Genomic DNA, 15,065 nt, shown 5'->3' on the forward strand with positions numbered 1-15,065 from the left:
CACATGGACGACGCCGGCCGGTACGAATTGCCATTGTCCGCCGCCCAGCTCGGTCTCTGGTACGCCCGCCAGCTCGCCCCGGACGGCCGGAACGACATCGTCGCCGAATACCTGGACCTCCGCGGAAACGTCGATCGGGAAATGCTGGAAACGGCTTTCCGGCAGGCCGTCGCCGAGACCGGCAGTATGCGCCTGTGGATCCGCGACGGGGACGAGGGGCCGGTCCAGGTCATCGAGGAGCACATCGAGTTCGACCTCCCGTTCGTGGACCTGCGGGACGAGGAGGCGGCCGAGGAGCAGGCCCGCAAGTGGATGCGTGCGGAGTGCGGCCGGCCGATCGAGCTCGACCGTCCCCCGCTGTTCTCCGCGGCGCTCATCAGACTGGCCGAGGACCGCTTCTTCTGGTACCAGCGCGTCCACCACCTGGCGATGGACGGCTACGCGGCGGCGCTGTTCGTCTCGCGCATGGGAGAGATCTACACCGCCCTCCGGGCCGGCGTCGTGGCCGCGGAGTGCGATTTCGAGCCCCCTCGGACCATCCTGGAGGAGGACCTGGCCTACCGGGGATCGAGCCAGTCGGCGGCGGACCGCGCACACTGGCTGTCGCTGTTCCCCGACGGCCCCGTCCCGTCGAGCCTGGCGACGCGACCGCCCGCGCCGCCCTCGTGGGACTTCCTCCGCGAGACGACCACGCTCCCGCCCGCGGCCACGGAGGGCATGCGCGCGGCCGCCCGGCGGCTGGGCACGAGCTGGCTGACGCTGGCGGTCTCCGCGGTCGTGCTGTACGTCCACCGCATGACGGGCGCGACCGCCGTCGTCGTGGGCCTGCCGGCCGCCAACCGGCGGTCCGCCCGCCTGCGTAGGACGCCGGGCAACGTGGTCAACGTGCTCCCCGTCAGATGCGCCGTGGACCCGGACGCGCCCCTGCCGGAGCTCTTCCGCGGCGTCTCGCTCGCCATGCGCCAGGCCCTGCGGCACCAGCGCCACAGGTACGAGGACATGCTGCGCGACCTGGGCGTCGTCGGCGGCGAGGCGAGGCTGTTCGGCCCCACGGTCAACATCATGGCGTTCGACCAGCCCCTGAGGTTCGCCGACCACGACGTCACCGTCGAGAACGTGTCCAACGGGTCGATCGACGACCTGTCCATCATGATCTACGACCGGCCGCACCGGGGCGATCTCCGGGTCGACGTCAACGCGAACCCCGCCGTGTACGACCCCGGCGACGTGGTCCGCCACGCCCGGCGCCTGACGGACCTGCTCGCCGGGATCCCGGCGCTCGATCCCGGTACGCGGATCGGGGACGTGGACGTCATGCCGGCCGAGGAACGGCGGCAGGTCCTCCTCGACTGGAACGACACGGCGGCCGCCGTCCCCGAGGCGACCCTGCCGGAGCTGTTCGAGGCCCAGGCGGCGCGGAGCCCGGACGCCACGGCCGTGGAGTGCGAAGGGCGCACGCTGACCTACGCGGAGCTGGACGCGCGCGCGAACCGGCTGGCCCGCCGCCTGGCCGGCCTGGGGGTGCGGCCGGAGAGCACGGTCGCGCTGCTGCTCGGCCGCTCGGCCGCGCTGGTGGTGGCGACGCTGGCCGTGGTGAAGGCCGGCGGCGCGTACGTGCCCCTGCATCCGGGGCAGCCACCGGCCCGGCTCGCCCGGACGATCGCCGACTGCGGCGCCTCGGTGCTCCTCACGGACCGGCCCGGGACCGGGCCCGAGCTCGGCGGGGACGTCCATGTCATCGTCGTGGACGCCGGCCCGGCCGCGGAGCCCGGCCCGCCGCCGCGGCCGGCCCGGCACCCCGACGGGCTCGCCTGCGTCATGTACACCTCCGGCTCGACGGGCACGCCCAAGGGCATCGCGGTCACGCATCGCAACGTGGTGGCGCTGGCGTACGACCGGTGCTGGACGGGCGGCGCGCACCGGCGCGTGCTGATGCACTCCCCGCCCGCCTTCGATGCCTCGACCTACGAGTTGTGGGTGCCGCTGCTCAACGGCGGCCAGGTCGTGGTCGCGCCGGAGGGCGAGGCGGACCACCAGTCGCTGGCACGGGTGATCAGGGACAGCGGCGTGACGGGGCTGTTCCTCGCCGCGGGCCTGTTCCACCTGCTGGCCGAGGAGTCCCCCGGATGCTTCGGGAACGTGCGCGAGGTGTGGGCGGGCGGTGACGTGGTCTCCCCCGCCGCGGTGGGCCGGGTCACCGGCGCGTGCCCCGGCACGGTCGTGGTCAACGGGTACGGCCCGACGGAGACCACGACGTTCGCCACCCGGCATCGCGCACCGGCGACCGGCGGGACGTTCCCCATCGGCCGCCCCATGGACAACACCCGGGTGTACGTCCTGGACGGCGACCTGCGGCCGGTGCCGCCCGGCGTCGTGGGCGAGCTGCACATCGCCGGCGCGGGCGTGGCCCGCGGCTATCTGGGGCGTCCCGGGCCGACCGCCGAGCGGTTCGTCGCCTGCCCCTTCGGCCCGGCGGGCGAGCGGATGTACCGGACGGGCGACCTCGTCCGGTGGCGGGCCGACGGCGCTCTGGACTTCGTCGGCAGGACCGATGACCAGACCAAGCTCAGGGGCTTTCGCGTCGAGCCGGCAGAGGTCGAGGCGGCCGCGGCGCGGCACCCCGAGGTCGCGCGGGCGGCGGCGGTCGTGCGACCGACGGGCTCCGGGGACCGGCGGCTGGTGCTGTACGCCGTGCCGGCCGCCGGCGCGAGCCTGGACGCCGCCGCGCTGCGCGCGTTCGTGGCCGCGTCGCTGCCCGGCTACATGGTGCCCGCGGCCGTGGTGATCCTGGACGACCTGCCGCTGAACGCGAACGGCAAGGTCGATCGGCGGGCCCTGCCGGAGCCGGAGCCGTCCCCGCGGGCCGAGCCGCGCCCGGCGCGCACCCCGCTGGAGAGGCTGCTGTGCGACGTCTTCGCCGACGTGCTGGAGCTGGAGCGGGTCGGCGTCGACGATTCCTTCTTCGACCTGGGCGGCCACTCGCTGACGGCCTCGCGGCTGGTGGGCCGGATCCGTTCGTCGTTGCGGGTCGAGCTGCCGATCCGGGCGTTGTTCGAGACGCCGACCGCGGCCGGGCTGGCCGAGACGCTTTCGAGGAGAGGAGACCTCGGTGGACGACAAGATCTTTCAGGCTGACGTCCGTGACGGGACGCAGGCGGCGGCCGAGGAGTACCTGGACCGCATCTCCCGGCACGAGGTGGTGCGCGCGGTGCGCGCCTCGGCGCTGGACCTGCTGGCCGTCTCCCCCGGCGAACGCGTGCTGGACGCCGGGTGCGGGCTCGGCGAGATGTCCAGGAAGTTCGCCCGGCTGGTGGGACCGGGCGGGACGGTCACCGCCGTGGACCTGAATCCCGTGATGCTGGCCGCCGCCGAGCGCAGGCACGCCGCCGCCGAGCCGGGCGCCGGAACGGTCTCCTACCGGCTCGGCAACCTCGCCGCCCTCGGCTACGCGGACGCGTTCGACGTGGTGTGGTGCGAGCGGGTGCTGCAGCACGTGCCCGATCCCGACGCCGCCGTCCGCGCGCTGGCCGGGGCGCTGGCCCCCGGCGGGCGCGTGTGCGTCGTGGACGTCGACTGGAGCGGGCTCGTCATCGACGGGGTGGAGGAGTCGCTGACCCGGCGGGTGCTGGACGCCTTCAGGGAGAAGATCTCCCATCCGGCCGTCGGGCGCACCCTGCGCCGCAGGCTCGTACGGGCGGGGCTGGCCGAACCCGAGCTGCGGGCGGTCCAGGCGGTGTCCGCCTCCCTGGCGGAGGCGGCGTCCGTGGTGCCCGTGCTGGGCAGGCAGGAGTCCGGCCTGGTGCCGGAGATCGACAGGAGCGCGTGGTTCCACTCGCTGGAGCTGGCCGACGCGAGGGGCGAGCTGACCATCGCCATGCCCGTCTACCTGGCCGTCGCGGTGAAGCCGTCTTATGACCGGACCTGAGCCGTCTTATGACCGGACCTGAAAGGCGCCCGCGGGGCGCGTTAAGCGGCCATCAGTGATCCATAAGACCGCTCCGGTTCGCTGTTCACCGGCGGGCCCCGGCGGCCACCGGGAACGTCCCGAACCCGATCAGGCATGAGGTTGTGGCGTGAGCATGAGCACGACAGGCACGGACGAGCAGGTGAGCGCGGATCTCCACGTGCTGGAGGACCTCGTGCGGGCCGCCCTGCGCCGGTCCGCCGGGGACGGGTGGGACGTCCGCCACCGCGCGCCGTGGACGTACGTGGCTCCCCGGGAGGCCGGGACGCGGGACCAGGGATGGAAGCTGCACGTGTCGGCGACGCCGCTGTCGGCTCCCGTCGTGCTGGCGCGGGCGGCCGAGGTGCTGGTGCGGCATCGGTGCCCGTTCAAGTTCGCGGCCACGTTCGCCGACCTGACCGGGCTGCTGTCCAGGAACGTCCATCGGGGATCGGCCGGCAAGTTCATCACCGTCTACCCCCCGGACGACGAGGCGGCGACGGCGATCGCCGAGGACCTGCACCGGGCCACGTACGGCCTGCCGGGCCCGCCCGTCCTGTCCGACCGGGCCTACCGGCAGGGCAGCCTGGTCCACTACCGCTACGGCGTGTTCTCCGCGCGCAGCGTGCTCGACAACGACGGCGTCCACAGCTCGCCGCTGACCGCCCCCGACGGCACCTGCCAGGTGGACCGGCGCAACGCCTGGTACTCGCCGCCGGAGTGGGCCGCCTGCCCGTTCGAGTCCGGTCGGGCCCCGGTGCGGACCGCCGCGCCGGAGGCCGTCGAGCTGGCCGGCCGGTTCGTGGTGCGGCAGGCGATCCGCCACGGCGCCAAGGGCGGGGTGTTCCTGGCGGCGGACCGGCTCTCCGGCGCCCAGGTCGTGATCAAGCAGGCCCGCCCGCACATCAGCGCCACCCTGCAGGGCCAGGACGAACGCGACCGGCTCCGCCACGAGGCCGACATGCTGGAACTGTTCGGACCGCTCGGCGTGACGAGCCGCAAGGTCGCCCTGTTCACGCAGGGGGACAACCTGTTCCTCGCGCAGGAACACCTCGACGGCGCCGTGCTGACCGCCTGGGCGGGGCAGGCGAAGGCCGCCGACCCGGACGGCTGGCCGGGCGTGGCGCTGACCGCGGTGCGCGCGCTGGCCGGCCTGGTCGCCGCCGTGCACGGGCGGGGCTTCGTGCTGCGGGACCTGACGCCGAACAACGTCATCGTCGGCCCGGACGGCTCCTGCCGGCTGGTCGACCTGGAGATGGCCGCCGTCCCCGGCACGCCCGTAACCAAGGCCTACACCGCCGGTTACGCGCCGCCCGAGCAGGTGCGCGGGCCGATGTACGGGCCGGCCGCGGGGGCCGAGGCGGACCTGTACGCCCTGGGCGCGACGGTGCTGCACCTGGCCACGGCCTGCCGGCCGCTGCTCGGCTCCGACGAGCCGCCCGCGGGCCGCTCGTGGGACACCCGGGTGCGCGGGCTGGTCGAGGTGGCGACCGAGGGTGACGCCGTGGGCCGTGCGCTGCGGCCGATGATCCTCGGCCTGATGCGTGAGGACCCGGCCCGGCGCTGGGACCTGCGGCGCGTCGGCGCCTTCCTCGACGGCCTGGAGCCGCTGCCCGGCTCCGACCTGGCCGCCGCGCCCAGGCCGGCGACGGCCGCGGGCGCGGGCCGCCGCCTGCCCGTCGCCGGTCAGGACCGCCTGCTCCGCGACGGGATCGCGCACACGCTCCGGCGGATGAACCGCGATCCCGGCGGCCGGCGCCTGTGGCCGGTCTCCGGGTTCGGCGAGACCGCCGACCCCTGCGCCGTGCAGTACGGCTCGGCCGGGGTGCTCGCGCTGCTCGCCTCGGTTCTGGACACGTCGGATCTCGACACCGGCGAGGTCGGGCGGGACGACGTCGCCACCGCTCTGCGCCACGCCGCGGCCTGGACGCTCCGGCGGCTGGGCAGCGAGGCCAGGCCATCGCCCGGACTGCACTTCGGCCGGGCCGGCATCGCCTGGGCGCTGCACGCGGCCGGCCGGGCCCTCGGCGACGACGCGCTGCGCACGGCGGGCACCGACCTCGCGCTGACCCTGCCGATGTCGTGGCCGAACCCCGACGTCTGCCACGGCCTGGCCGGTACGGGGCTGACCCTGCTGCACCTCTGGCGGGCCACCGGCGACGAGCGCTTCAGGGAGCGGGCGGCACGGTGCGCGGACGCCCTGGTGGCGAGCGCCGAGCGCACCCCCGGCAGCATGCTGTGGCCCATCCCGGAACGTTTCCCGTCCGCGCTGGCCGGCGCCGTGCACTACGGCTTCGCCCACGGCGTCGCGGGGATCGGGACCTTCCTGCTCTCCGCCGCCGCCCCGGGAGGCGGCGACCACCTGGAGACGGCCCTGCTCGCCGGGCGTACGCTGCTGGCCGCCGCCCAGCGCACCGGCGCGGCGGCCTGGTGGCCGGAGTTCCCCGGCGGCGCCGTCCGGATGACGCACTGGTGCAGCGGCTCCTCCGGGGTCGGCACCTTCCTCGTCCGGCTCCACGCCGTCACCGGCGAGCCGGACTTCCTGGACGCCGCGAAGGCCGCCGCCGTCGCCGTCCGCGCCTCCCGGCTGTCCTCGGGGACCGCGGCCTGCCACGGGCTGGCCGGTGACGGGCAGTTCCTGCTGGACATGGCCGGCCTGCTCGGCGACGAGGACTACCGCGCCCAGGCCGCGGAGCTGGCCGCCTGCCTGGAGGCGCGGGCGGTGCTGCGGGACGGGCTGCTGGTGGTGCCGGACGAGAACGGCGACACGGTGAGCTTCGGCTGGAACACCGGTCTGGCGGGCGTCCTGGACTTCCTGCTGCGGCTGCGTCACGGCGGCCCGCGTCCGTGGACGGCCGACGTCCCGGCCCGCGTCCCGGCACCCGCGCCCGCACCCGCACCGGCGGGATCGTGAGCGGGACGATGCTCCGGCTGGGCTTCCGGTTCTCCGGCCTGGGGCGGTACGCCGTGTGCCTCACCGCCGAGGGCCGCCGTCCTCTGGCGCCGGAGCTCTGGGACCTGACCGGCGCGCGTCCCCGGTCCCGCGTCCTGCGTTCCTGCGACGGCGAGAGTCCCGCGAGCACCGCGGTCCCGACGGACGACGGCGCCGTCCTGCTGAGCCGCGCCGGAGGCGGGGGGACGCACCGGCTGCTCCTCGTCGTCCCGGACCGGGACGGCGCGGGCGCGTCCGTGCACGACCTGGCCGCCGTCACGGGTGGCGGGCTCAGGCTGGTGGCAGGCCGCAGCGCGGGAACCGCCGCCCTGGCCTTCCGTACGACCCCGGCGGGCGGCACGGCCGTGTGGCGGCTGTCCGGCCGGGCCGAGCCGCCCGAGGTCGTGGCAGGCGTGCCGGGCCCGCTGGCCGGGGGCGTCTGGCTCGACACTTCCGGCAGGCGGCTGGCGCTGGCGGTGCCCGCCGGCCCCCGGACGCGCACGGTGGTGCTCGACCTGTCCGACGGCACCGTGGCTGCGCTTCCCGGCCTGGAGCGGCGCGAGCACCTGCTGCTCGCCGCCCCCGAGACCGGCGTGCTGCTGACCGCCCGCGAGACCCGGGTCGGCCACCGCCTGGGCGTCCGCCCGCGCGACGCGGACACGCCCACCGTCTTCCCCGAGCGGCTGAACGCCGTCGAGGGCGCCGTCACCCCGCTCGCCCTCGACCCGGCCGGCCGGCGGCTGGCACTGGCGGTCACCGCGGGGGTGCGTTCCCGCGTCCTGGTGTACGACCTGGCCGAGGGCGGTGTCCGGGAGGCGGGGCCGGCGACCGGCACGATCCTGCCGATGGCCGCCTGGAACGCGGGCACGCTGCGGCTGGTCCATTCCGCTCCCGGCCTGCCGCCGCACGTGGTGGCGGTCCCCGGACCGGACAGCGGCGGGACCGGGCGGCCGCACGCCGCCGCGCGCCGCTTCGACGGCCCGGCCGGACCCGTCGAAGCCGTCGTCTACGGCGACCCCGTCGCCGCCGGGCGCGTGGTGCTGGCCCTGCACGGAGGCCCCGAGTCGGGCTGGCGGCTCGGCTACGACCCGCTGTTCCAGCGGCTGGCCGACGAAGGCGTCGCCGTGGTCGCGCCCAACCAGCGCGGCAGCACCGGGTACGGGCCCGCCCACCGCGACGCGATCCGCGGCGCCTGGGGCGGGCCGGATCTGGCCGACGTCCTCCACCTCGGCCGCACCCTGACGGCCTCCCGCGGGCCCGGCGCCACCCCGCCCGTGTTGTACGGCGTGAGCTACGGCGCCCACCTCGCCCTGCTCGCCGCCGCCGCGGAACCGGGCCTGTGGTCCGGCGCCGCCGTCGTCGCGCCGTTCCTGTCCGGGCGGGAGCTCCACGCCGACGGGCCGCCGCTGGTGCGCAACATGCTCGACCGGCTCGGCGGCTGCGCGCAGATCGAGGACGACGACCTCGGGCCGCGCGACCTGATCCGGCTGGCCGACCGGCTGCGCGGCCCGTTGCTGGTCGTCCACGGCGAGCGGGACGCGACCGTCCCCGTCGGCCACTCCCGGCGGCTGCGGGACCGGCTGGCGCGGGCCGGTCCCGGCGGCCCCGAGCTCACCTACGTCGAGCTGCCCGGCGCGGGGCACGACCCGCTGACCGGACCGGACGGCCACCTCGTGCTCGACCAGTTGGTCGCCTTCCTCAGCCGCCGCTCCGCGCGGCGCCCATGATCCCCCGGCCCGGCGCCCCCACCCGGCGCCGGGCCGGTGGCAAGGCCCGCACTCGCGGGCTCCACACCGAGAAGAAGGAGAAACCGATGGAACTCGACATCACCGCGCTGGACATGCTCCCCGCCCGCGAGGAGTCCGGCCTGGCCGCCTGCCAGGTCTCCAGCTTCACCTGCGAGAACGAGGGCAACAGCTGCTACGTCACCAGGTGACCTGCCGGTTCCTGACCTTCTGTTAGGACCCGTCCCGGCGGTGCCGGCCCCCCGGGCCGGCACCGCGCCGATGGAGTGAAGGGACATCTCATGAACGTCGGGCACAGGCACGGCGACCGGCTCATCGCCTGGACGGCCCGCGCGACGTGGGCGCCGCTGGCGGGGACGGCCGTCGCCGCGGCGGCCTCGATCGCCGTCTCCCTCGCCCTGCCCTCGGCGGTGGGCGCGGCGGTGAACGCGGTGCTCGCCGGGACCGGCTCCACGGCCGCCTACACCCGGCTCGCGCTCCTCCTCCTGGCCGCCGCGCTCGCCGACATCGCCTCGGGCATCGCGGGGATCACGTCGGTGGCCTCCGCCACCAGGCTGCTGCGCCTGCGCGCGATCGACCGGGTGCTGCGGACCGACGCGGCGGGTGCGGGCGCCTTTCCCGCAGGGGAGCTCGTCAACCGCCTCGTGGGCAACACGGCGACCACCGGTTACGTGCCCGCGACGCTGGTGCAGATCGTGTCCGGGCTCGTCCTGTCGGCGGGCGGGGTCGTCGCGCTCTTCACGATCGACTGGCGGGTGGGCGTCGCCTTCCTGAGCGGCGTGCCCGTCGCGCTCGTCGTCATGCGGGTGTTCGTCGCCCGGGTCTCCGGCCTGTACGGCGACTACCAGCGGGCCCAGGGCCGGCTGGCCGCGCGCCTCACCGAGACCCTCGCCGGCATCCGGACGGTCCGGGCCGCGGGCACCGCCGACCGGGAGATCGCCCGCGTGCTGCGGCCGCTGCCCGAGCTGAGCGCCGCCGGGCACGCCCTGTGGCGGGCGCAGGCGCACAGCGTGTGGCGGATCACCCTGATCCTGCCGCTCGTCGAGGTCCTCGTGCTGGCCGTGGCGGGGCTCGGCGTCGCGCAGGGCCGGCTGCCGCCGGGCGCGCTCCTGGCGACGGCCGGCTACACCGCCCTGGGCCTGGTGTTCGTCGAGCAGATCGACCCGCTGCTCGGCATGGCCTTCGGCCGCTCGGCGGCGGTCCGCGTGCACGACGTGCTCGCCCTGCCCGTCCTGGCCGCCGGCACGCGGCCGCTGCCCCCTGGCCCGGGGACGCTCTCGTTCCGGGGCGTGACGGTGCGGCGCGGGCAGACGCCGCTGCTCGACGACGTCGACCTGGAGATACCGGCGGGGGCGATGACCGCCGTCGTCGGCGGCTCGGGCGCGGGCAAGTCGACCCTCGCGCTGCTGGCCGGCCGGTTGGCGGACCCGGACGGCGGCCAGGTCCTCCTCGACGGCGTGCCCCTGCCCGACGTCGACCCCGGGCTGCTGCGCGACGCCGTGGCGTACGCGTTCGAACGCCCGATGCTGCTCGGCGGCGACATCGCCGGGGTGATCTCCTACGGCGCTCCGGCCCGCTCCCCCGAGGCGGTGCGCGCCGCCGCGAAGGCCGCGGCCGTGCACGACGTGATCCGCCGCCTCCCCTTCGGCTACGCCACCCCCGCAGCGGACGCGCCGCTGTCCGGCGGTGAGGTGCAGCGGCTGGGGCTGGCGCGGGCGTTCCTGCGGCAGGCCCGGGTGACCGTCCTCGACGACGCCACCTCCAGCCTGGACACGGCGACCGAGGCCCGGGTGAGCCGCGCCCTGGCCGAGGGCATGCGCGGGCGCACCCGTCTGGTCATCGCGCACCGCCCGGCCACGGCCGCCCTGGCCGACCTGGTCGTCTGGCTCGACGCCGGCCGGATGCGCGGGCGCGGCACCCATCAGGAGCTGTGGCGGGACCCGGCGTACCGCGCCCTGTTCGCCGCCGGGCACGCCGGCACCCCCGAGCGGGACGAGGAGGACACGTGGACGTCCGCATGACCGGGGCCGCCGCGGACCGGCGGCAGGCCGTCCGGCCCTGGCGGTTCCTGGCGGGCCTGCTGCGCGCCCGGCGGCGCCCGCTGCTGACGGCACTGGCGTGGTCGCTCGTCGAGGCGGCGCCCGCGCTGCTGGCCGGGCTGCTCGTCGCCACGGCGGTGGACCGCGGATTCCTGGCCGGCCGTCCGGGCGTCGGCATGGCCTGGCTGGGCCTGCTGGGCGTGACGATGGTCGTCAGGTCGCTGGCGACCCGGCTGATGTTCCCGCATCTCGCCGCGGTGGTCGAGCCCATGCGCGACGAGCTGGTCCGTGCCGTGGCCGGGGCGGCCGTCCGCCGCGCGGCCGACGGCGGTGAGGCGCCGGACGCCGCCGCCCTCAGCCGCCTCACCGGGCAGGTCGAGACCATGCGCAAGCTGGTGTCCATGATGCTGCGCACCAGCCGTGAGCTGGGGATGTCGGTGATCGCCGCGCTGGTGGGGCTGCTCGTCCTGTCGCCGGTGGCCGCCGCCGTCGCCGCCGGGCCGCTCGTGCTGGCGCTGGCCGCGTTCGCCAGGCTGATGCCGGCGCTGACGGCCCGGCAGCGTGCGCTCGTGCTCGCCGAGGAGCGGCTGACCGCGCAGGCCACGCCCATCGTGGCGGGGCTGCGCGACGTCGCCGCCTGCGGGGCGCGGGACCAGGCCACGGACACGTTGCGGGCCCTGGTGTCCGCGCAGGCCGCGGCGGCCCGAGCGCTCGCCCGGGCGGGCGCGGGCCGGCGGGTCGCCGTCCTGCTCGGCGCGCACGCGCCGCTGGTCGGCCTGCTCGTGCTGGCCCGTCCCCTGATCGAGGGCGGCCGGCTGAGCGCGGGAGAGGTGGTGGGGGCGGTGACGTACCTGTTCACCGGTCTGGAGCCGGCGCTGCGCACGATCCTCGACACCCTCGGCGGGTGGGGGGTCGGGCTCGCGGCGACCACCCGGCGGATCGCCGAGACGATCTCCGTCCCCGGCCCGGTGGCCCCGGACACCCCGGACACCCCTGCCGCCGTCCCGACCGGCCACGAGCTGCGGGCCGAACGCCTGACGTTCGCCTATGCCGCACGGGCCACGCCGGTCGTGCGGGACCTGGACCTGACGATCGGCGAAGGCGGGCATCTCGCGGTGGTCGGCCCGAGCGGCGTCGGCAAGTCCACGCTGGCCCTGCTGATGACCGGGCTGCTCCGGCCCACCGGCGGCCGGGTGCGGCTCGGCGGACGCCCCCTGGCCTCGATCCCCGGCACGTTGGTGCGGAGCCGGATCGCGCTGGTGCCGCAGGAGGCGTACGTCTTCGCCGGGACGGTCCGGGAGAACCTGGCGTACCTGTGGCCGCCCGGCGACAGCCCGGACGACGAACGCCTGCGCGCGTCCGTGGCCGCCGTCGGCGCCGGGCCGCTCGTCGAGCGGCTGGGCGGCATCGGCGGGGAGATCGAGGAGCCGTCCGCGCTGTCGGCCGGGGAGCGGCAGCTCGTCGCCCTGGCGCGCGTGCACGCCTCCCCCGCCGACGTCCTGATCCTGGACGAGGCGGGCTGCCACCTCGATCCGGCCGCCGAGCTGCGCGCGGAGCTGGCGCTGGCGGCCCGCCCCGGCACCCTGGTCGTGATCGCGCACCGCATCAGCTCGGCCGCCAGAGCGCGCCAGGTCCTGCTGATGGACGGGACCACCGTGCTCACCGGCACCCACCCGGAACTGATCGACCGGTCCCCCCTGTACGCCGACCTGGTCGGCCGCTGGCACGACGACGGGACACGGTGACGGCGCGACCGGCGGCCCGTCAGGCCCCGGCGGCGCCGGTGCCGGCGTCCAGCACGGACTCCAGCACGGCCAGGAAGTGGTCGACCGGCCCGATGCAGGCCACCGCCGACCCCCCGGAGATGCGCCCGGCGTAGGGCAGCAGCTTCTCGTACGTCGTCCAGCAGGCCGCGACGTCGCCGGCGGCGGCCTGGGCCGCGCCCTGGAGGCAGGTCATGGTCAGCCACGACCAGTCCATCGGCGGAGCGGGCCACCCCTGCCCGGCCAGGGCCACGGCCTGGCTCCGGCGGCCCTGGGCGCACAGCTCCAGCACCCGGGCGTCGTGTTCCACGGTGGGGTGGATGCCGCTGATCAGGTCGATGAGCGGGCCGGCCTCGGCCATGGCGCCGCGCTGGTAGTACAGCATGAGGCGGCCGTTCACCGCGACGGCGCCCGCGTACCACATGCCGATCCGCTTGGCCTGCCGTTCGGCCTCGCCGTACAGCGCGTCGGCCTCGGCGAACCGGCCGGCCAGGGTGAGCCGGTTGGCCCGCCACATGGTGTGCTGGAAGCGCGGCCACGGGAGTTGCAGGTCGTCGAGCAGCGCCTCGCAGCGGGCGGCCGCCAGGTCCGCCCCGGCCAGGTCGTGCGTCTCCAGCCGGTAGTGGGTGTCCATCATGTGGGCGAGCAGCTCGAAGCCCGGCGTCCTGGTCCGCGCGGCCAGGCCGTGCAGCTCCTCGGCGATCTCCATGAGCTCGGCGATGTGGGTCGCCTGCGGCACGGACAGCGCGCGCGCGTTCAGTGCCCGCATGAGCAGGTGCGGGTCCCCGATCCGGCGGGCCATCGCGACGGCCTCGGCCGACAGCGACAGGCATCGCAGGTCGTCGTCGCTGCCGTTGTACAGTTCCTGCGCCAGGCCGCCGAGCAGCAACGTCCGCTCGACGCCGTCGGTCTCGGGCAGCGCGCTCAGCGTGGCCTCGAACTGCTCGACCAGCCGCAGTTCGACCGGTTCGTACGGGTTGCGCAGCGTCCAGATGGCCGGCGCGTCCAGCGCGGTGAGCGCGCGGGTGGTCAGGGCGGGGTCCGCCTCGGCCCGCTGGGCGACGCGCAGGGCCTGGGCCCGCAGGTCGCGCGCGCCCATGGCGTCCCCGGCGTCCAGCAGGGCGCGCACCTGGTGCAGCAGGAGTTCCACGTGCTGGGCGGGGTCGCCGTCGCAGGCGCCGTGAGCGGCGACGGCCCGCCCCCACCAGGCGGCGGCCTCCTCGTGCGCCATGCGCCGGCTCGCCTGCCCGGCCGCCGCGCGGGCCCAGTGCGCCGTCTCCCGGTACGCCAGCGGCCCGGCCTCCACGGCGTGGTGGGCGATGACGGTCACGTCGGTGCTCGGCCTGGCGGACAGGGCCCTCATCACCTCCCGGTGGATCACGCCCCTGCGCAGCGGCGGGACGCCGGCGATCAGCGTCTCCCTGACCAGGTCGTGGACGAACGTCATGACCCCGTCGCCGCTGGTGACCAGCCCGGCCTGGGCGGCCCAGTCGAGCAGCTCGTAGGTCTGCTCCGGCCACGACGCGCAGGCCCGGAACACCTCGACGACCAAGCCGGGATCGAAGCTGCGGCCGATCAGGGCGGCCAGCTGGAGTATCTCCGTCGCCCGCGGCCCGAGCATGGCCAGCCGCCGGCGGATCAGGTCGGACACCGCGTCGGGCACGACCTCCGGGCCCTGCCCCTGCGCCATCAGCCGGACGCTCTCGCGGACGAAGAACGGGTTGCCGCCGGTACGCCTGGTCAGCAGCTCGGCCGTGGAGCCGTCCACCGGGACGCCCATCTCCCGGGCGAGCGTCCCGACGTCGGCGGCGTCGAGGCCGCTCAGCCGGATGCGCACGAGGTCGTAGCGGGCGAGCTGGTACAGCACCTCGTCCACCGAGAGGTTGAAGGCGTCGCCGGGAGAGGCGCCGGGAGTGACCGTCCGGTCGTCGTGCGCCGCGTCGCGAAAGGCGGTGACCAGCAGCAGCGGGCGCTCGCCCGGGTACGCCTCGGACAGCACGGCGACGTCCCTGAGCAGTTCGAGCGTGGCGGAGTCCGCCCAGTGCAGGTCGTCCAGGACGATCACCAGGGGACGGGTGCGCGCGGCCTCGACGAGCCACCGGGCGACGGCCCGGTTGCGGTGCGGCGTCGCCGGCGCGCCGGTGGGCCAGTCGTCGTCCAGCAGCCCGCTCAGCGCCTGCCGCTCCTCGGGCGGCACGGTCCCGGCCAGCGCGCGCAGCACCTGGAGCCACGGCCACAGCGGCGGCACGCCCTCCCCTCCGCGGCAGCGGCCCCACAGCACCAGATAGCCCAGATCCCCGCAGTCGTCGCGGAACGCCTGCAGCAGCCGGGTCTTGCCGATGCCGGGCTCGCCGCTGACCGCGGCGACCACGACGCCGTTGTGGTGCGTCGCGCCGGGCAGCGCCGCCAGCTCGGCCAGCCCCCGCTCGCGGCCGATCAGCCGTCCCCGCACCGCGCGCCGGGCCTGATCGGCCCGCGCGGACGCGGCCTCACCGGCGTGCGCGGCGGCCTCGGCGGTGTCGCCGGCCGCCGCGCCCCCGCGCGGGCCCGGCGCGGCGGCCGCGGTGATCGGAAGAGCGTGGGGGAGGGTCAGTGTGTGCAAGAGGATGTGTAGTTCTCGGGGGGGGCCGTATCGTGAAAAGC

At 76.2% G+C, this 15,065-nt stretch carries 8 protein-coding genes; 7 read left to right on the forward strand and 1 reads right to left on the reverse strand.

Going from position 1 to position 15,065, the window contains the following annotated elements:
- Positions 1-3 precede the first annotated feature (3 nt).
- The 7 genes from ABZ459_RS48275 to ABZ459_RS48305 all read left to right on the forward strand — a co-directional run bounded on the left by ABZ459_RS48275 (position 4) and on the right by ABZ459_RS48305 (position 12,404).
- On the forward strand, positions 4-3,135 hold the full coding sequence (locus tag ABZ459_RS48275) for an amino acid adenylation domain-containing protein (protein ID WP_357986750.1): 3,132 nt from the start codon (positions 4-6) through the stop codon (positions 3,133-3,135).
- Positions 3,110-3,925 carry a methyltransferase domain-containing protein gene (locus ABZ459_RS48280; protein WP_357986753.1) on the forward strand — a complete coding sequence of 272 codons (816 nt, stop codon included), beginning with the start codon at positions 3,110-3,112 and terminating at the stop codon, positions 3,923-3,925. The genes ABZ459_RS48275 and ABZ459_RS48280 overlap by 26 nt, the downstream gene beginning before the upstream one ends.
- A gap of 154 nt (positions 3,926-4,079) precedes the next feature.
- Positions 4,080-6,857, forward strand: coding sequence for a class IV lanthionine synthetase LanL (gene lanL / locus ABZ459_RS48285; protein WP_357986756.1), 2,778 nt, complete (start codon positions 4,080-4,082; stop codon positions 6,855-6,857).
- Positions 6,791-8,602 carry an alpha/beta fold hydrolase gene (locus ABZ459_RS48290; RefSeq protein WP_357986760.1) on the forward strand — a complete coding sequence of 604 codons (1,812 nt, stop codon included), beginning with the start codon at positions 6,791-6,793 and terminating at the stop codon, positions 8,600-8,602. The genes lanL and ABZ459_RS48290 overlap by 67 nt, the downstream gene beginning before the upstream one ends.
- Positions 8,603-8,688: 86 nt before the next feature.
- On the forward strand, positions 8,689-8,811 hold the full coding sequence (locus tag ABZ459_RS48295) for an ALQxL family class IV lanthipeptide (protein ID WP_189652211.1): 123 nt from the start codon (positions 8,689-8,691) through the stop codon (positions 8,809-8,811).
- 90 nt (positions 8,812-8,901) lie between these two features.
- Positions 8,902-10,641, forward strand: a complete 1,740-nt coding sequence (locus tag ABZ459_RS48300; protein ID WP_357986763.1) for an ABC transporter ATP-binding protein — start codon at positions 8,902-8,904, stop codon at positions 10,639-10,641.
- Positions 10,626-12,404, forward strand: a complete 1,779-nt coding sequence (locus ABZ459_RS48305; RefSeq protein ID WP_357986766.1) for an ABC transporter ATP-binding protein — start codon at positions 10,626-10,628, stop codon at positions 12,402-12,404. The genes ABZ459_RS48300 and ABZ459_RS48305 overlap by 16 nt, the downstream gene beginning before the upstream one ends.
- 19 nt (positions 12,405-12,423) lie before the next feature.
- On the opposite strand, the gene ABZ459_RS48310 is transcribed toward ABZ459_RS48305, so the two are convergent.
- The gene (locus ABZ459_RS48310) at positions 12,424-15,024 is read right to left on the reverse strand and encodes an AAA family ATPase (protein ID WP_357986769.1); all 2,601 of its coding nucleotides are present in this window, start codon (positions 15,022-15,024) and stop codon (positions 12,424-12,426) included.
- Between the last annotated feature and the right edge of the window lie 41 nt (positions 15,025-15,065).

The organism is Nonomuraea sp. NPDC005692, assembly GCF_040631115.1.
Taxonomy (GTDB): domain Bacteria; phylum Actinomycetota; class Actinomycetes; order Streptosporangiales; family Streptosporangiaceae; genus Nonomuraea.

Bases quoted from the DNA above. Each gene is read 5' to 3' on its own strand.
- ABZ459_RS48275 (WP_357986750.1), top strand. From the start codon at position 4: ATGGACGACGCCGGCCGGTACGAATTGCCATTGTCCGCCGCCCAGCTC.
- lanL (WP_357986756.1), top strand. From the start codon at position 4,080: ATGAGCACGACAGGCACGGACGAGCAGGTGAGCGCGGATCTCCACGTG.
- ABZ459_RS48295 (WP_189652211.1), top strand. From the start codon at position 8,689: ATGGAACTCGACATCACCGCGCTGGACATGCTCCCCGCCCGCGAGGAG.
- ABZ459_RS48300 (WP_357986763.1), top strand. From the start codon at position 8,902: ATGAACGTCGGGCACAGGCACGGCGACCGGCTCATCGCCTGGACGGCC.